The following is a 17,265-nucleotide window of genomic DNA, read 5'->3' on the forward strand; positions in this document are numbered from 1 at the left end:
CGGCATCGACAGCGGCGAATGGGTCGAGCCCGCCGCCGAGACCGTAGCCGAGGCCGTGCTCCGCGACGCCCGTGACTTCGGCGTGTACGCGAGGACGGGCGGCTGGGCGTTCGCGCTCAAGGTGGCGCGCAGCGTGCGGCCCGGCGGCCAGCCGGCGGAGGGTTCGCGGAAGGTGTCGGCGAAGGCGTTCGCGGAGCTCGCCGGCTGCTCGGCCGAGCGGGTCATGCGCTACTACAAGGCCTGGGACATGGCGGCCGACGACGGTCTGGTGCCCCAGTTCGAGGCGCTGGTCCCCGGCGAGGACGTCGAGCTGCCCGAGGCCGACGTGTGGCTGTCGTACTACTCCTCGCGCTCCGGCGCCACGTCCGTCCGCGGCCAGGCGATCACCGCCGCGGCGGAGGCGGAGGGCATCAAGGCGACGAAGGCGCTGGAGGTCGCGGAGAACCCGACCGCGCTGCGCGCCGCGATCCTCGCCGACCCGGGCACCGCGGAGGCGGCGCGCAGCGCGCTGCTCGACCGGATGAAGGAGGACCCGGCGCTGCAGACCGAGATGGCCCGGGCCATCGCCCGCACCGGCGACCTGAAGAAGGCGGTGGCGCAGGAGGCGAAGGCGGCCGACCGGATCGACTTCGTCCGCCAGATCGCGGAGGGCGGCACGGTCCGGACGCCGGCGGGCCGGACCCTCGAGGCGCCGCCGGAGCTGCGCGCCGAGGCCGAGCGCCACCTGTCGCTGATCGACGAGCTGGACGACTCCGAGGAGGCCGGCGAGTGGGCGGGCGAGGCCTACGAAGCGGTCAGGTCCATGGTCGTCGAGACCGTCGAGGCGGACCCGGAACTGCGCGTCCAGGAACGCCGGACCAGGTTCTACAACAGCCTGCAGAAGGCGACGAAGGTCTTCGAGGAGCTGACCCTCGACGAGGTCCTGGAGGAGGACGTGGTCGAGGAGGACATGCTCCAGCGCCTGGAGGCCCTGCAGGAGGCGATCGGCGCCTGCATCACCGCCCTGCGCAGGGCGACGACCACCTCCTGACGGACGGCGCGGCCGGCCCTCAGTCCTCGTGCCCGAGCTGGAGGTCGCGTTCGGTGCGGCCGCCGCCGGCGACCTGGAGGACGGTGGCGACCGGCGGGTAGCCCGCGGCGATGACCGTGTACTCGCCGGACGACAGGTCCACGAAGCGGAAGGTGCCGTCGGGGCCGGTGGTGAGGGTGTCGACGACGTTCGCGGCCGCGTCGAGGAGGGTCACGCGGGCGTCCTCGACGGGACGCCCGCCGCCGGCCCGTACCGTTCCGCGCAGCACCGCGCCGCCCGCCAGCTCGATGTCCTGGCGGGTCTCGCGGGAGGACTGCACGCTGACGGGCAGGGCGGCCGGACGGAAGGCGGGCGCGCTGGCCGCGAGGGTGTACTCGCCGGCGACCAGCTCGCCGATCACGTAACCGCCCTCGCGCCCGCTGCGGGTGGAGGCGACGACGTCGCCGCGTACGTCGGTGAGGGTGACGGCCGCGTCCCGGACCGGCGTGCCGTCGGCGGTCAGGACGGTGCCGGCGAGCCGGCCGGCGCCGCCGAGGACGACGTCCAGCTCGACCGGGCGCTCCCCGACGGTGACGGAGACGGCCTGCGGCTGGTGGCCGCCGGCGGCCGCGATCAGGACGTACGAGCCGGTTCCCGGCACGCTCAGCGCGTAACGCCCGTCCTCGCCGCTCGCGCCGCGGCCGATCTGGCGGCCCTGGACGTCGATGAGGGTGAGTGCGGCGCGGGGCACGCAGCTGCCGTCGTGGTGCTGGACGGTGCCGCAGACGGGGACTCCGGCGAGCAGCGGGGCGGGGGCCTGGACGGTGGCGGCCGGGGTGCCGGCGCGGGCGTGCGGGACGGCGCCGGCGGGGGCCTCGGTGGCGGGGCTGTGGTGGGACACCAGCGGTTTCTCCTTGAGGAAGAAGGCGAGGACGAGGCCGAGCGCGAGGACCGGCACGAGGTAAAGGAAGATCCGGGGCATCGCGTCGGCGTACGCCTGGACGAAGGCGTCGCGCAGTGCGGGCGGCAGGGCGTGGACGGCCTGCGGCGTGATCGAGTCGGCGGGCGGCAGCGCGGCGGCGCCGTCCTTGGGCAGCCGCGCGGCGAGGGCGTCGTCGAGGCGGGCGGCGAACAGGGTGCCGAAGACCGCGGCGCCGACGCTGCCGCCGATCTGCCGGAAGTAGTTGTGGGCGCTGGTGGCGGTGCCGAGGTCGGCGGGGCGCACGGAGTTCTGCACGGCGAGCACGAGGACCGGCATGACCAGGCCGATGCCGACGCCGAGGACGGCCTGCCACAGGCTGTGCGTCAGGCGCGGGGTGCCGGTGTCCATGCGGGACAGCAGCCACATGCCGAGGGTCGCGACGGCGCCGCCGAGGACCGGGTAGACCTTGTAGCGGCCGGTGCGGCTGATGAGCTGTCCGGAGACGACGGAGGCGGCGACGATGCCGCCCATCAGCGGCAGCATCATCAGGCCGGACTCGGTGGCGGTGGCGCCCTCGACCATCTGCAGGAAGGTGGGCAGATAGCTGGCGGCGCCGAAGAGGGCGATGCCGACGACCGCGCCGACGAGGCCGGTGACGGTGAAGACGGAGTCGCGGAACAGCCGCAGCGGGATGAGCGGTTCGGGCGCGAAGCGCTCGACGACGAGGAAGAGGACGGTGGCGGCGACGGCGCCGCAGCCGAGGCCCAGGATCACCCGGGAGTTCCAGGCGTGTTCGGTGCCTCCCCAGCTGGTGAGCAGCACCAGACAGGTGGAGGCGGCGGCGAGCAGCAGGGCGCCGAGCACGTCGAAGCGGGCGCGGGCCGTGGGCTTGGGCAGTTTGAGGACGACGGCGACGACGGCGAGGGTGACGAGGCCGAAGGGCACGTTGAAGTAGAAGCACCAGCGCCAGGAGACGTGGTCGGTGAAGAAGCCGCCGAGCAGGGGCCCGGCGACGGAGGCGAGTCCGAAGGCGGCGCCGATGAGGCCCATGTAGCGGCCGCGTTCCCGGGCGGGGACGATGTCGGCGATGATCGCCTGGACGCCGATCATCAGTCCGCCGGCGCCGACGCCCTGGAGGGCGCGGAAGGCGATGAGCTGGTCCATGGTGCGTGACCAGCCGGCCAGGCCCGAGCCGATGACGAAGACGACGATGGCGAAGAGGAAGACGCCCTTGCGGCCGAGGAGGTCGCCGAGTTTGCCGTAGACCGGCAGGCCGACGGTGGCGGTGAGCAGATAGGCGGTGATCGCCCAGGACATCCGGTCGAGGCCCTGGAGTTCGCCGACGATCTTCGGCAGGGCGGTGGCGACGATCATCTGCTCGAGCGCGGCGAGGAGCAGTGCGAGCATCAGGCCGCAGAAGACGAGCCGGACGCGGCGCGGGTCGAGGCCGATCTCCGGTCCGGGTCCGCCCTCGGGTCCGCTCCCGGCTCCGTCCTCGGGTCCGCTCCCGGATCCGGTTCGGGTCTCCGCCGTGGCTCCGGTCGCGGCTTCGGCCGTGGCCCCGGGCGCGGCGCCGGTGGTGCCCGCGAGGAGCTTCTCTGTGCCCTCGGCGTCCCTGGCGTCCTCGGCCAGCGTGCTCGCACCCACGTGCTGCTCCCCTCGTCACGGCGTCTGCGCGCGCCATTCTTCGCATTGGGCGCGAAGCGGGAGCAAGTCGGGCGACGGGTGGGGAAAGTGGGACGACGGAGGTTGAACGTCCCTGCGGGGCGGCGCACTTGGGGCGCTCATCAGCGCGTTTACGGAGCGGCCCGCGACCCCCGAGTGCGCCGGGCACTCGTGCGGAGGTCGCGGGGAAACCACTCGAATCGGTGACGGATCCGGGCGTGACTTCCCGTTTCCGGTTTCCCGAGGCTACTTCCGGGCCGAGGCTACTTCTCGACCTCGGCGGCGAGCTTGGCGAGCACCGCGTCGTAGATGCGGCCGAGGCCCTTGGGGGCGAAGGTCTTCTCGAAGAAGCCGCCGATGCCGCCGGCACCGTTCCAGACCGTGGTCACCACGGCCTTGGACGCGCCCTCGCCGGCCGGGGTGACGGTCCAGGTGGTGACCATGGAGGAGTTGCGGTCCTTCTCGACGAGCTGGCCCTCGGTGGGCTCGGTGACGTCCAGGAGGCAGTCGCGGACGCGCTTGCTGGTGGCCTGGAGCTTCCAGTGGACCAGGGTGCCCTGGCCGTCGCCGCCCTCGCGCACCTCGTACTCGCTGAAGTGCTCGGGGAGCAGCTTCGCGCGGGTGCCCGCGTAGTCGGCGAGGGCGTCGAACACCGTCTCCGCGTCGGCGGCGATGATCCGCTCCGTCGTGGCCTCGACCTGCGCCATTGCACTTCCTCCAGCTTGTTCTCGGGGGCTCCCCTGGGGATACGGGCCAAGCCAACCACCTGGGCGCCGGGGCCCAAAATCCGGGTTGCGGCGATCAAGGGAACATGTGTTCTATTCTGGTACCCGTCCCGTCCACCGAGGAGGCGTCCATGCGCTGGGACCATCCGGCCGACCACCCCGCCACCGCCGCCACTCCCGCGAGCGGCGCCGAGATCGCGCTGTTCGGCGCGGACGCGGTCACCACTCGCACCTTCGACACGCCCGAGTTCCGCGGCATCACCTTCCACGAGGTGCGGGCCCGCTCCGTCCTCAACCGGGTGCCCGGAGCCTCCCGCATGCCGTTCGAGTGGACGGTCAACCCGTATCGCGGCTGCACCCACGCGTGTGTGTACTGCTTCGCCCGCAAGACGCACAGCTATCTGGACCTGGACACCGGCATCGGCTTCGACTCGCAGATCGTGGTCAAGGTGAACGCGCCGGAGCTGCTGCGCAAGCAGCTCTCCTCCCGGAGCTGGCAGGGCGCGCACGTCGCGATGGGCACCAACGTCGACTGCTACCAGCGCGCCGAGGGCCGCTACCGTCTGATGCCCGGCATCCTGGAGGCCCTGCGGGACCACGCCAACCCGTACTCGATCCTCACCAAGGGCACGCTGATCCTGCGCGACCTGGAGCTGATCCGGCAGGCCGCCGAGGTGACGGAGGTGGGCGTCTCCGTCTCCGTCGGCTTCACCGACCGCGAGCTGTGGCGCACCGTCGAGCCCGGCACGCCCTCTCCCGAGCGGCGCCTGGACGTCGTACGGACCCTCGGCGAGCACGGCATCGGCTGCGGTGTCCTGATGGCGCCGGTCATCCCGTTCCTCGGCGACCGGCCCGAGCAGCTGCGCGACACGGTCCGCGCCATCGCCGAGGCGGGCGCCACCTCCGTCACACCGCTCGTGCTGCATCTGCGGCCCGGCGCCCGTGAGTGGTTCTTCACCTGGCTGCACCGCCACCACCCCGGTCTCGTCGGCCGTTACGAGCGGCTGTACGCGGCCGGTGCCTACGCGCCCACCTGGTACCAGCGCCGGATCACCCGTCAGGTGCACGAGCTGGCCGCCGAGTTCGGTATCGGACCGGGCGGCCGCGGACGCACGTCGCCGCGCCGGATTCCCGTACCCGACCACCACGCTCACGTGCCGGAGGCCGAGCAGCTCACCCTGATGTGAGCGGCGGCGCGTGAGCAGGGACTGACACCGGGGCAACCTGACGACACGTCAAGTCCGCCGAACGGGTCAACTCTCGGTGGAGAAGGTCCCTCCTGGCCGTGTTCTGGGCACGGACGCCCTATGAACCCACGCGCAGGAATGCTGATGGCCGCGGGGGCGCTGGTCGCCGGGACGGTCACCGGCCTGCCCGCGTCCGCCTCCGCCTCTCCCGCTGCCGGACCCGGGCCGAGCACCCGGCCCGTCGCACCGCTCGTCTGGACCGACTGTCCCACCAAGGCTTATCCGAAGCTCCAGTGCGGCACCCTGCGGGTGCCGCTGAACCACGACGACCCGGGCGGCCGGAGCATCTCCCTCGCCCTCACCCGCGTCGCGCACACGGCCAGGACCTCGCAGGGACCGCTCCTGGTCAACCCCGGCGGCCCGGGCGGCAGCGGCCGCGGGATGGCCGGCTACGTGGCGGCCTCGCTGCCCGCGAAGGTGGCCGCCCAGTACGACGTGATCGGATTCGACCCGCGAGGCGTCGGCAGGAGCGAGCCCGCACTGGACTGCCGTCCCGGCCACTTCAAGCCGGTCCGCCCGGACTCCGTGCCCGGCGGGGCCGAGGCCGAACGGGCGGGCGTCGAGCGCGCCCGGGCCTTCGCCCAGGCCTGCGGCGACAAGTACGCCGACGTCCTGCCGTACATCGACACCGTCTCCACCGCCCGCGACATGGACGTGATCCGCGCGGCCGTCGGCGCGAAGAAGCTGAACTACCTCGGCTACTCGTACGGCACCTACCTCGGCGCCGTGTACGCCCGGCTGTTCCCCGAGCGGGTGCGCCGGATGGCGCTGGACTCCGTGGTCAACCCGCACGGCGTCTGGTACGAGGACAACATCGCCCAGGACTACGCCTTCGACAGCCGTCACAAGGACTTCGCCGCCTGGGTGGCCCGCAACGACGACGCCTACAGGCTCGGCACCGACCCGGCGGCGGTCGAGGCCGCCTGGTACCGGATGCGGGACGCGCTGCGGACCACGCCCGCCGGCGGCAAGGTCGGGCCGGGCGAGCTGGAGGACACCTTCCTGCCCGGCGGCTACTACGACGGCTACTGGCCGCGGCTCGCGACGGCGTTCGCCGCCTACGTGAACGACAAGGACAGCGCCCCGCTGGTGAAGGCCTACGAGGACTACGGCGCGGCCGGCCCCGCCGCCGACAACGGCTACTCGGTCTACACGAGCGTCCAGTGCCGGGACGCCGCCTGGCCGCGCGACTGGAACGTGTGGCGCGAGGACAGCTGGGACGCGCACGCCAAGGCGCCCTTCTCCAGCTGGAACAACGCCTGGTACAACGCGCCGTGCGCGTTCTGGCCGGTGGAGTCGCTGACGCCGCCCGACGTCACCAACGACCGGGTGCCGCCGGTGCTGATCCTCCAGGCCACCGAGGACGCGGCCACTCCGTTCGAGGGCGGTGTCGCGCTGCACCGCATGATGCGCGGCTCCAGCCTGGTCGTCGAGGACGGCGGCGGCAACCACGGCGTGACCCTGGCCGGCAACGACTGCCTGGACGGCCACCTCGCCGCCTACCTCTCCACCGGCGCCGTGCCGCGGGGCGGGGACGGGGCCGAGGCGGACGCGGTCTGCGCGGCGCTGCCCGAGCCGGAGCCGGCGAAGGCTCCCGCGAAGCGCGACGCCGCCCGGTCGTCGGGTGCCACGCTGCACGGGCTGCTCGGCCAGGTGCGCTGAGTTTTCCACAGATCGACAGGGGGCCGGCCCGGCTGTCAGTGGCATGGGTCAGGATGTGAGCCATGAGCACGCACCTGACCCATGTGTCCGCCCCCGAGGGCATCGCCCCGAGCCCGCAGTACAGCCATGTCGTGTGGGGCACCGGCCGGTTCGTGGCCGTGTCCGGCCAGGTCGCCCTGGACCACGAGGGCGCCGTCGTCGGCGCCGGTGACCCGGTGGCGCAGGCCCGCCAGGTCTTCGGCAATCTCGGCCGCTGTCTGACCGCCGCGGGCGCGGGCTTCGAGGACGTGGTCAAGCTCACGTACTTCGTGACGGACATGGCGCACCTGCCCGCCGTGCGGGAGGCCCGCGACACCGCCTTCGGGACGCTCCCGCTGCCCGCAAGCTCGGCGGTCCAGGTGACCTCGCTGGTGCGGCCCGAACTGCTTCTGGAGATCGAGGCGTTCGCGCTCATACCCGAGGACCGGGAGACGGTCTGAGGCCTACGGGCGGCGCGTCCGCCCGGCCGGCCGGGCGGACGGCGGCTCACGGAGTGCCCGGGGTGCCGGTGGGGGCGGCGGGTTTCGGGCAGGCGACGGTGCCGCGCCGCATCGCCAGGCCGAGCTTGGGCGTGGTGAGCAGTCCGGGGATCTGCATGTCCTGGGCGGTGCCGGTGATCGAGTCGAACTTGGCGTAGCGGGCCTGGATGCCGAAGCGGTGCTGAGGGCTGTCGAGCGGGTTGACCACGTAGGCGCCCGTCCCGTCCTTGACGGTCTTCACGTCGGCTCCGTTGACGTTGAGGTCGACGACGCCGTCCATGTCGAGTTCGCCGGTGGCGTTCCGGAGGTCGAGCACCGTGTTCCTGGTCCTGATCTCCCAGGTGCCCGGATCGGAGTCGCCGAGCGTCAGCAGCAGGGTGTAGGTGACGCCGGCGATCTGCTGCGGCCGGCTCAGGCACAGCCCGTTGACGACGCCGTCGGCGAAGCCCATGCGCAGCACGCGCAGGGTGCTCGTGGTTCCGTCGGGCCGGACGACGCTCTGGTCCACGACGGCCGCTCCGTACTGCGTGCCGTACAGGCTGCTGGTGGTGAAGTCGACGGGCCGGTCCTGGACGAGGAGGTCCACGGCGAGCGCGCCGCTCGTCATGGCGCCCGCGAGGGAGCCGGCCGCGAGCAGGGCGGGAACGGCGACGGCGAGCGAGCGCAGCCAGTGGGTGCGGCCCTCCTCCGGGACCGGGCGGCCGGCCGGTGGCGCGCTCATGGGCCGGTCACCGTGATCGTGCCGGGCAGGTGGACCGGGTTGTCGGTGGAGTCGAGCGCGGCGTGGTCGTCGACGGTGCGGATGGCGTAGATGGTGCCCTCGAACTCGGTGGCGCCGGCGGTGAGGGGGATGAACTGGCCGAACCAGTCGAGCAGGCCCTGGACGTCACAGGCGACGAGGAGGACGCAGATCCGGTCGATCCGGCCCCACATCACGGTGGTCTCGGCCTTGCCCGCGCTGTCGTAGCCGCCGAGCGAGCCCTCGCCGGGCACGTCGATGGTGAGCGTGTGACCGGCCGCGCGCTGGGTCACGTTCATGTGGCGGCGGATCTTCAGCCTGGAGAAGGTGTACTTGTTCGTCCGCACCTCGGTGCCGTCGGAGAGCCGGATCAGGACGTCCTTCTCGACGGTGAGGGAGACGGCGAGCAGGCTGTCGATCCGCACGGCCAGCGGGTACGGGGACGGCAGGAAGGGCACGCCCGCCGGGACGACGGCCGCCGCGGCCCGTGGTGCGGCGTTGCCGGTCCGGCCCGGCAGGACCGCCGTGGCCACGGCCGTCAGCAGGACGACGAGGACGGCGAGCGCCCGGTGCCGGGCGGTCCGTGCGGTGTTCACGGCGCCTCCCGCACGGCGCGGCGTGGGCGCTTCGGGCCCCAGCCGACCGTCATCGAGCCGCCGAGCACGCCGAGCGCCATGCCGGCCAGGAAGCCGCCCAGATTGGACACGACGAGCGAGACGACGGCGAGGACGGCGCCGAGGAGACCGAAGGTGTAGCGCTGGCGGGGCGCGGCGAGCGGGATGAGTCCGCACAGGATCATGCCGCCGCCCGTGAGATAGCCGGCCACTCCTCCGAAGCCCGTGGCGACGATCAACTGCACGGAGCTGAGCGAGAACTTGAGGACCGTCCAGCCGCCGAGCACCAGCCACACGCAGCCCCAGAAGGGCCGGGTGCGGCGGAAGGCGCGGAACCAGCGGTGGGCGGCGACAGCGTGGGCGGCCACCGAGCGGGCTCGTGCGGCGCTCAGCATGACGTCGCCGTTCCGCCGACGATCCGGATGTCGAGCTGGGGCAGTACGAGCGCGCCCGCGATCTCGGCGTCGTACGCGGTGGTGTCGAGCCCGTGCAGGGTGACGGAGCTGCCGCCGGGCCCGCCGGCCGAGCCGAGTCCGAAGCCGCCGGGCACGGCGCCGGTGAGCGGTTTGCCGCCGACGAGGACCTGGTCGGCGGACTGGCCGATGACGGCGTTCTGCAGGGTGGTCGGTCCGTACGAGCGCAGTTCGGTGGCCTGGATGAAGAGGTTGGAGGCGTCGATGTCGGTGGTGAAGGTGGCGGGTGGGGTGGCGGTCACCTTCTGGCCGGCCGTCAGGAGCAGGGAGTAGGGCAGTCCGGCGATCGACTGGTGGACGATGCCGCACAGTCCGGCGAGCCCGGCCTGGGCGAAGCCGACCCGGGCCATGCCGGTGTCGGCGCTGGTGGTGCCGTCCGCGTGCCCGACGGACGGGGTGTTCACGACGGCGCCGAAGCCGGTGCCGGAGACTCCGTTGGAGGTGAGGTCGAACGGCCGGCCGGTGACGCTGAAGTTGGCGGCGAGGGCGCCCTGCGCCAGGGCGGCGCCGAGCGCGCCGGCCACGAGCACGGAGGGCACGAAGGCGAGCGCGCCGCGGCCCCATCGGGTGCCGCGCCGGGTGCCGTCGGCGGCCTCGGCGAGCATCGCGGCGTTCCAGCGCCCGGCGGCACGGACGAGGGAACGGACGGCGGCGCGGAGACCGCGCGGGGAACCGGGAAGGGAACCCAGGGAGATCACGCGGCCACGCTCCCTTCCCGGCCCGGCCGGACGGCCTTGTCGCCCCGGACGGCCTTGTCGCCCCGGACGGCCTTGTTGCGCCAGGCCGTCCTGCCACGGCCACCCGTCTTCCCACGACCGGCCGGCTTCTCCGGCAGCCAGGAGAAGGCCATCGCGCCGCCGAGCACGGCGAGGAACATGCCGACGAACAGACCGCCGAGGTTGGACAGCGGGAAGGAAGCGACGCCGGCGATCACGGCGATGACACCGGCGGTGTGCCGCTGGCTCGGCAGCAGCAGGATGAGCAGGGCCATGGCCATGAGGGCGACACCGCCGGCCATGCCCGCGACGCCGCCGACGCCGATCTGGAGGATCTTGCCGAGCGGCGCCAGCGGCAGGAAGAAGATGACGAAGCCGCCGAGACCGGTCCACAGCGCCGCCCAGAAGGGCCGGGTGCGGCGCCAGCGCCGGAAGGCGAGCCGGCCCCGCCGCAGCGGGCCGGCGCCGGGGCCGGGAGCGGCGCCGGGCTCGGTCGGTTCGGATGCCGGGTCGTGGGTCATGAGCGCCTCGCAGCAGGTCGGACGGGCGGACGGAGGAGGGGAGCGCGGGAGGGCGGCCGGGCCTGACGGACGGTCCGGGGCGCCGCCTGACGTGCGGCGCCCCGGCCGGTGGTACGGGCAGCGCGTGGGTGCGCGCGGGAGGTGCGGAGGTACGTCCTCAGCAGCTCGAGTCGCCGTGCGCGATGCCGATCGAGAGGTCCGGCAGGGTGATCGCGCCGGCGATGGTGGCGCCGTTGGCGTCGGCCTTCAGGCTCTCGATGGTGGTGCGGCCGCCGGAGGCGTCGAGACCGAACTGGCCCGGCGTTCCGTCGTCGATGCCGGTGCCCTTGATGCCGTTGCCGTCGGCGGCGGCGCCGATCACGTTGGGCGTGGTGTCGCTCGCCTGGAGCGTGGCCTTGGAGGCCTTGAGTGCCTGGGCGTCCAGGATCAGCTTCCGCGCCTGCAGGCCCGCGCCCGCGGCGAGCTGGTCCGGGGTGAGCGGTGTCGCGGCGGCCGGCGAGGAGATGTTGAGCGACCAGGTGCCGAGGCCGCCGATCACCGGAAGGCTGACCGACTGGGTCGCGTGCACGCACAGCCCGTCCAGACCGGCCTGGGCGATGCCGACCTCGGCGGCGCCCTTCGCGCCGCCCGCGTCGACGGTGTGCATGACCGCGCCGATGCCGGTCGGCGCCGCGACCGTCCTGGAGCTGAGGGTGAAGGGGACGCTGGTCAGCGACAGGTTCGCCGCCAGCGCGCCCTGCACCATCGCCGTCGCCATTCCGGCGACGGCCGCGGCGGCCGGCACCGCCAGGAACAGGGATCTGCGCCAGCGGGTGACGCCTCTGGGCTCTTCGCTCATGTGCCTTCTCCAACCGTCGACCCGCGCGGTGCGCGGGTGGGATGCGGGGGAACGTGTCACGGCCGGCCGTCGCCGCCCGTGACACTGCGTGGCCACGTGTTCGAGAATTGGACACTATTAGAGGATGTGTCAACAGTCTGGACACAGAGGGCGGAAAATTCGTCTCCACTAGGCTGTGCCGATGGCCAGGTTCAGGGAGACGGTGCGCACGCTGCTGCGCGAGCGCCTGTTGGACACCGCGTACGAACTCGTCGCGGAGCGCGGGTTCGAGAAGCTCCGCATGGCACACATCGCGAGCGCCGTGGGCGTGAGCCGGCAGACGCTGTACTCGGAGTTCCCCTCGAAGGAGGCGGTCGGCGAGGCGCTGTTCCAGCGCGAGCTGGAGCGCTGCCTGGTCGGCATCCAGGCGGCGCTCGACGAGCACCGCGACGACCGGCGGGAGGCCGTCACCGCCGCCGTGGACTTCACCCTCACCCTGGCCGCCCGCAACCCGCTCGTGAAGGCGATGCTCACCAGCACCCGCGACGACGGTCTGCTGCCCTACCTCACGACCCGGTCCGCGGCGGCGTTCGCCACCGCGACGGCGATGGCCGACGCGTACGTGGCGGAGGCGTGGCCGGCCGTCGACCCGGCGGCGCGCGACCTGGCCGTCGACGCCGCCGTCCGTCTGACGGCCAGCCACATCGTCCAGGCGGCAGGCTCGCCGCAGGAATCGGCCCACCGGATCGCGGACACGTTCCTGCGCATCGCGCTCAGCACCGGCAAGGAAACCCTCTAGCCGTCGGCCCGTGAGCCGACGGCCTCAGGCCCGCGCTTCCCACCCCGTCCCCGCTCACGGTCCCGGTCCCGGTCCCGGGCGCGTCCCCGGCGCCTGTCCGGCCCCGCGGCCCTCCTCCAGGACCGGGCGTCCGCCCAGGTCCGAGGAGAGCGGCACCGGGCTGCCCCGCAGGCCGACCCGGCCCTCGACCCGGTCGATCTCGCCCCAGCCGTACGCACGGGAGTCGTCGGAGAGGTCGGGGTTGTCGCCGAGGTAGAAGAAGGACCCGGCCGGTACGGTCCGCAGCTCGGGCCGCGCCGAGCGGGTGCCGTCGGCGCCGCAGCAGTTCCCGGTCCGCCGCGCCTGGCCGGCCCACTGACGGGCGGTCACCCGGCGCACCGGGCCCCGCCCCTGCTCCTGCACGAGGACCTGGAAAGGGTCCTCGGGCGTGGACGCGATGGCGATCCGGTCGCCCGGCAGCGCGATCACCCGCTTCACCACGAGGGCGTTCTGGTGGCGCGAGCGCAGCAGCACGACGTCGAACCGGCGCACCTCGCCCGCCGACCCCGGCACGGCCAGGAGCCGGTCGCCGTCGTGGAGGGTGGGAGCCATGCTCGATCCCTCGACCTTCACGCCGAGGGCCGTGACCGCAACGGCCGCGAGGAGCAGGAGCAGGACGAGTCCGCCGAGGGCGGCGAGGCCCGCCCGGCGCGCCTTCATCTTCGGGAGCCCGGCGGCCGGGTGGCGCCGGGCCGGGAGATCGCTTCCATGGCGGGCACGGTAGGCCGGGCGCCGGGCGGGCCGCCGTGACCGTACCGCTCAGCCTGGCCCGCCCGGCGCGTACCGCTGGTACGCACGCGGCGTGGCTCCCGTCCAGCGCCGGAACGCCCGGTGGAAAGCGCTGGGTTCGGAGAATCCGAGTCCCTGGGAGAGTCCCTCGATCGACAGGGAGCCCCGGGTGAGCGCGGCGAGGGCGTGGTCGCGCCGCACCTGGTCGCGCAGCCGCTGGTACGAGGTGCCCTCGGCGGCCAGCCGGCGGCGCAGGGTCTGCGGGCTGACGGCCAGGCGGTGGGCGACCTCCTCGGGCGGCGGTACGGGGCCGGCCGGCAGGGCGGCGGCGATCAGCCGGCGCACCCGGGTGGTGAGCGTGGCGGGCTCGTCGTGGCAGACCAGGACGTCGAAGGTGATCCGGCGCAGCAGCGCGTGGAGGGCCACGGCGTCGCGGCGTACGGGCGCGTCGAGGTCGGCGCGGTCGAAGACGACGGCGGTGCGGGAGGCGCCGAAGACGCACGGGGCGCGGAAGAGGAGGGCGTACTCGGAGGCGTGCGCGGGCTCGGGATAGCCGAACTCGAGGCGGCGCACGCCGAGTCGGCGGCCGATGAGCCAGCCGGCGAACCGCTGGGCGACGAGCACGGTGGTCTCGGCGCCGAAGCGGAGAGGGTCGTCCCAGCCGGAGACGTCGAACTCCATCCGCGCCTCGTCCGGGCGCTCCGCCGCCGCCCCCGACCCTGCCGCCGCGTGGTCCGCCGCCGTCCCGGACCCGGGCGCCCGCGCCTCCGCGGGCTCGAGGAGGCGGACGTGGGGACCCGCCGGGCGGAGCTCGTAGAAGGCCTGGCCGCGGTGGAGTGCCACGCGGAGGTCTCGGCTGTCGCGGACGACGAGACCGGCCATGGCGGCGAAGGTGCCGAGGCGGCTGGGTGCCGGCCCGAAGCCGAGGAGTTCGTCGTCGAGGCGGCGCCAGAGGGTGCCGACGAGCCGCCCGAAGCTCCGGGCGGGCACGCGCGGCGGCAGCCCGGCGGGCAGGCCCGCGCGGGCGAGCAGCGGTGCGGCGGCGATTCCGTGGCGCCGGGCGCCGAGCAGGGCGGCGCGTACGTGGTGCGAACTGACCGTCGGTGCGGCCGGCGCGGCCGGGCTCGCTGGGGGCATGTCACGCCTCCGCTTGACAGGAACCTTGACAGGAACGGGGAGAGTGGACGCTGGCCCGCCACTGTAATAAAAACTGTCAACAACGGAAGAGGGTCCGCCAGGGCTCCTCCGCGCCGCACCCGGGGCGGCGTTACGCGAGCCGCGCCAGCGCCTCGCGCGCGGCGCCGCCCAGCCTGGGGTGCGGCAGGGCCGCCTCCAGGACGCCGCGCGCCTCCGGGTCACCGAGGGTGCCGAGCCCCTCGACGCAGGCGAGGCCGACCCTCCAGTGCGGGTCGTCGGGAGCGAGCCGGCGTCGCAGGACGGTGACGAGGGCGGGCACGCTCTCGGGCGCGCGCAGGGCGGCGAGCAGACGGACCGGCAGCAGGGCGTAGGCGACGCGGAGTTCGTTGGTGGCGAGCGCGGCGGCGGCGCGGGCGGTGCGCGGGTCGCCGAGACGGGTGAGGGCGTGGGCGGCGGAGACGCAGCGCTCGGGATCGCGGTGGTTGAGGAAGAGGACGAGGGCCTCGAAGGCGCGCGGGTCGCCGGCCAGGCCGAGCCGGAAGGCGGCGATCTCACGGGCCCAGAGCGGCTGTCCGGGAGCGGCGAGCACCCGGTGGAGTTCTTCGATTCCGGCCCCGCGAGCGAGTTCTTCGAATGCGGCGGGAACGGCTCCTTCTTCATTCTCGATCTCGTCTCGCAAACGATCGATCATCGAGCAGAATTCGGGATCCTCGGACGCTTCCTCGGAGATTTCCATGAATGCGAGCCTATCCGCGATCCAGATCACATTTTCCTCAACTTCCCGGGACTGGCGCGCTCGTTACCAGGCAGTTAATCTCAGGTGAGCGGGGAACCCCCGCACTTCTCACGACGGCCTGGTGACGCAGCCGCCGTGAGTGTTTCGTTCGGTTCGGCAGTTTCACGGCGCGACTCCGGGACAGAGTCCGTCACTCATTTCACGCGCTTCGTACGCAGCCTGCGCGTTTCCTCGATCCGCGCTCGTCGCGCACGCCGCGGACGTCGCGCGCGTCGCGCAGCAGCGCCCGTTCGTGCCCCTCGCGTACCCGCGCTCCTCGCGCACCCGGCGCACCGCGTTCCGCGACCGCGCCTCCTCGGCACCGTGCCGCGCGCACTGCCTTCAGTCGTCACTCTTCCTCCCAGGAGTCCCCTGATGGACACCCCTCTCTCCACCATCGCCGTCGTCGGCCTCGGCACCATGGGCACCGGTATCGCCGACGTCCTGGCCCGGTCGGGCCGCGAGGTCATCGGCATCGACATCAGCGAGAACGCGGCCGCCCAGGCCGTCGCAGCCCTGGAGGCCTCCACCGCCCGCGCGGTGGCCCGCGGGCGCATCACCGAGGAGGAGCGACAGGACGTCCTCGCCCGGTTCCGTACCTACTCCGACCTCCAGGCGGCCGCCGGCGCCGACCTCGTGATCGAGGTCGTGCCCGAGTCGTACGAGACGAAGCACGAGGTCTTCCGGGCCCTGGACGAGATCGTCCGCCCCGACACGATCCTGGCCACCGGCACCAACGCGCTCTCGGTCACCCGGCTCGCCGCCGACTCGGCGCGCCCCGAGCGCGTCCTCGGCCTGCACTTCTTCACGCCGGTCCAGGCGATGAAGCTGGTGGAGGTGGTCTCCTCGGTGCTGACCGCCCCGACGGCCGTGGACGCCGTCACGCGGCTCGCGCAGGAGCTCGGCAAGGAGCCCGTGGCGGTCGGCGACCGGCCCGGTTTCGTCGCCGACGGGCTGCTGTTCGGCTACCTCAACCAGGCCGCCGCCATGTACGAGGCGAAGTACGCCTCCCGCGAGGACATCGACGCCGCGATGCAGCTCGGCTGCGGCCTGCCGATGGGCCCGCTGGCGCTGCTCGACCTGATCGGCATCGACACCGCCCGTACCGTCCTGGAGGCGATGTACGCCTCCTCGCACGACCGGCTGCACGCCCCGGCCCCGATCCTCGGGCAGCTCAGCGCGGCGGGCCTGACCGGCCGCAAGTCGGGCCGCGGCTTCTACACGTACGAGGCGCCGGGCTCGGGCACGGTGGTCCGTGACGCCCTCACGCCGCTGGAGTCGGCGGCCGGCGGCGAGGGCCGCGAGGTCCGCTCGGTCGGCGTGGCCGGCTCCGGGACCATGGCCTCCGGCATCGCCGAGGTCTTCGCCAAGGCCGGTTACGAGGTCGTGCTCGCCGCCCGCTCGCAGGAGAAGGCCGAGGCCGCGAAGGCGGCCGTCGCCAAGTCGCTGGCCCGCTCCGTCGACAAGGGCCGGATGACCGGCGAGGCGCGCGACGAGACGCTGGCCCGGATCGTCCCGGCCGGTTCGCTCGACGCCTTCGCCGGCGTCGACCTGGCGGTGGAGGCGGTCGCCGAGGACCTGGCGGTCAAGCAGGAGCTGTTCGCCCGCCTGGACAAGATCTGCAAGCCGGGCGCGGTGCTCGCCACCACGACCTCCTCGCTGCCGGTCGTGGCCTGTGCGAGGGCCACGTCCCGACCGCAGGACGTCATCGGCATGCACTTCTTCAACCCGGCGCCCGCGATGAAGCTGGTGGAGATCGTCCGGACGGTCCTGACCGCCGACGACGTGCACGCCACCGTCCGCGAGGTCACCGCGAAGATCAGGAAGCACGGCGTGGACTGCGGCGACCGGGCCGGCTTCATCGTCAACGCGCTGCTGTTCCCGTACCTGAACAACGCGATCAAGATGGTCCAGGAGCACTACGCCTCGCTCGACGACATCGACGCCGCGATGAAGCTGGGCGGCGGCTACCCGATGGGCCCGTTCGAGCTGCTCGACGTGGTCGGCCTGGACGTCTCGCTGGCCATCGAGAAGGTGCTGCACCGCGAGTTCCGCGACCCGGGCCTGGCCCCGGCGCCGCTCCTGGAGCACCTGGTGGCCGCGGGCTGCCTGGGCCGCAAGACGGGGCGCGGCTTCCGCGAATATGCCCGCCGCTGAG

At 73.4% G+C, this 17,265-nt stretch carries 17 protein-coding genes; 6 read left to right on the top strand and 11 right to left on the bottom strand.

The window, feature by feature from the left end; all coding sequences use genetic code 11:
* The first annotated feature begins 4 nt into the window (after positions 1-4).
* Entirely contained in the window at positions 5-1,030 is a 1,026-nt protein-coding gene (locus ACIGO8_RS09045; RefSeq protein ID WP_399726815.1) for a hypothetical protein, read from the top strand.
* Between the two features lie 19 nt (positions 1,031-1,049).
* Here the strand turns inward: ACIGO8_RS09045 and ACIGO8_RS09050 are convergent, their stop codons facing one another.
* Positions 1,050-3,578, bottom strand: a complete 2,529-nt coding sequence (locus ACIGO8_RS09050; RefSeq protein ID WP_399726174.1) for an MFS transporter — start codon at positions 3,576-3,578, stop codon at positions 1,050-1,052.
* A gap of 281 nt (positions 3,579-3,859) precedes the next feature.
* Positions 3,860-4,303, bottom strand: a complete 444-nt coding sequence (locus tag ACIGO8_RS09055) for an SRPBCC family protein (RefSeq protein ID WP_399726176.1) — start codon at positions 4,301-4,303, stop codon at positions 3,860-3,862.
* A 149-nt stretch (positions 4,304-4,452) separates the two neighbouring features.
* Between ACIGO8_RS09055 and ACIGO8_RS09060 the strand changes: the two genes are divergently transcribed.
* The 3 genes from ACIGO8_RS09060 to ACIGO8_RS09070 all read left to right on the top strand — a co-directional run bounded on the left by ACIGO8_RS09060 (position 4,453) and on the right by ACIGO8_RS09070 (position 7,709).
* Positions 4,453-5,508 carry an Rv2578c family radical SAM protein gene (locus ACIGO8_RS09060; RefSeq protein WP_399726818.1) on the top strand — a complete coding sequence of 352 codons (1,056 nt, stop codon included), beginning with the start codon at positions 4,453-4,455 and terminating at the stop codon, positions 5,506-5,508.
* A 120-nt stretch (positions 5,509-5,628) separates the two neighbouring features.
* Positions 5,629-7,230, top strand: a complete 1,602-nt coding sequence (locus ACIGO8_RS09065) for an alpha/beta hydrolase (protein ID WP_399726179.1) — start codon at positions 5,629-5,631, stop codon at positions 7,228-7,230.
* A gap of 62 nt (positions 7,231-7,292) precedes the next feature.
* Positions 7,293-7,709, top strand: a complete 417-nt coding sequence (locus ACIGO8_RS09070) for a RidA family protein (protein WP_399726182.1) — start codon at positions 7,293-7,295, stop codon at positions 7,707-7,709.
* A gap of 46 nt (positions 7,710-7,755) precedes the next feature.
* Here ACIGO8_RS09070 and ACIGO8_RS09075 read toward each other — a convergent pair whose 3' ends face one another.
* The 6 genes from ACIGO8_RS09075 to ACIGO8_RS09100 form a co-directional block, all read right to left on the bottom strand.
* Positions 7,756-8,469, bottom strand: a complete 714-nt coding sequence (locus ACIGO8_RS09075; RefSeq protein WP_399726185.1) for a DUF6230 family protein — start codon at positions 8,467-8,469, stop codon at positions 7,756-7,758.
* Positions 8,466-9,083: a hypothetical protein gene (locus tag ACIGO8_RS09080; protein WP_399726188.1), complete on the bottom strand. Its 618-nt coding sequence runs from the start codon at positions 9,081-9,083 to the stop codon at positions 8,466-8,468. The genes ACIGO8_RS09075 and ACIGO8_RS09080 overlap by 4 nt, the downstream gene beginning before the upstream one ends.
* Positions 9,080-9,469 (bottom strand): DUF6114 domain-containing protein, encoded by a 390-nt coding sequence (locus ACIGO8_RS09085; RefSeq protein WP_399726191.1) that lies wholly within the window; start codon positions 9,467-9,469, stop codon positions 9,080-9,082. The genes ACIGO8_RS09080 and ACIGO8_RS09085 overlap by 4 nt, the downstream gene beginning before the upstream one ends.
* Before the next feature lie 20 nt (positions 9,470-9,489).
* Complete coding sequence (locus ACIGO8_RS09090) at positions 9,490-10,272, bottom strand: DUF6230 family protein (protein ID WP_399726194.1); 783 nt, start codon at positions 10,270-10,272, stop codon at positions 9,490-9,492.
* A complete protein-coding gene (locus ACIGO8_RS09095; protein WP_399726196.1) occupies positions 10,269-10,811 on the bottom strand; it encodes a DUF6114 domain-containing protein in 543 nt (180 codons plus the stop codon). Before ACIGO8_RS09095 ends, ACIGO8_RS09090 begins: the two co-directional genes overlap by 4 nt.
* Positions 10,812-10,968: 157 nt before the next feature.
* Positions 10,969-11,649 (bottom strand): DUF6230 family protein, encoded by a 681-nt coding sequence (locus ACIGO8_RS09100; protein ID WP_399726199.1) that lies wholly within the window; start codon positions 11,647-11,649, stop codon positions 10,969-10,971.
* A 181-nt stretch (positions 11,650-11,830) separates the two neighbouring features.
* Between ACIGO8_RS09100 and ACIGO8_RS09105 the strand changes: the two genes are divergently transcribed.
* A complete protein-coding gene (locus tag ACIGO8_RS09105) occupies positions 11,831-12,427 on the top strand; it encodes a TetR family transcriptional regulator (protein ID WP_399726202.1) in 597 nt (198 codons plus the stop codon).
* Between the two features lie 54 nt (positions 12,428-12,481).
* On the opposite strand, the gene lepB is transcribed toward ACIGO8_RS09105, so the two are convergent.
* The 3 genes from lepB to ACIGO8_RS09120 form a co-directional block, all read right to left on the bottom strand.
* On the bottom strand, positions 12,482-13,126 hold the full coding sequence (gene lepB, locus ACIGO8_RS09110; RefSeq protein ID WP_399726205.1) for a signal peptidase I: 645 nt from the start codon (positions 13,124-13,126) through the stop codon (positions 12,482-12,484).
* Positions 13,127-13,225: 99 nt separating this feature from the next.
* Positions 13,226-14,332: an AraC family transcriptional regulator ligand-binding domain-containing protein gene (locus tag ACIGO8_RS09115; RefSeq protein WP_399726208.1), complete on the bottom strand. Its 1,107-nt coding sequence runs from the start codon at positions 14,330-14,332 to the stop codon at positions 13,226-13,228.
* Positions 14,333-14,462: 130 nt separating this feature from the next.
* Complete coding sequence (locus ACIGO8_RS09120; RefSeq protein ID WP_399726211.1) at positions 14,463-15,068, bottom strand: HEAT repeat domain-containing protein; 606 nt, start codon at positions 15,066-15,068, stop codon at positions 14,463-14,465.
* 414 nt (positions 15,069-15,482) lie between these two features.
* Between ACIGO8_RS09120 and ACIGO8_RS09125 the strand changes: the two genes are divergently transcribed.
* Positions 15,483-17,264, top strand: coding sequence for a 3-hydroxyacyl-CoA dehydrogenase family protein (locus ACIGO8_RS09125; protein ID WP_399726214.1), 1,782 nt, complete (start codon positions 15,483-15,485; stop codon positions 17,262-17,264).
* Position 17,265 lies beyond the last annotated feature (1 nt).

Source organism: Streptomyces sp. NPDC053493 (assembly GCF_044544825.1).
Taxonomy (GTDB): domain Bacteria; phylum Actinomycetota; class Actinomycetes; order Streptomycetales; family Streptomycetaceae; genus Streptomyces.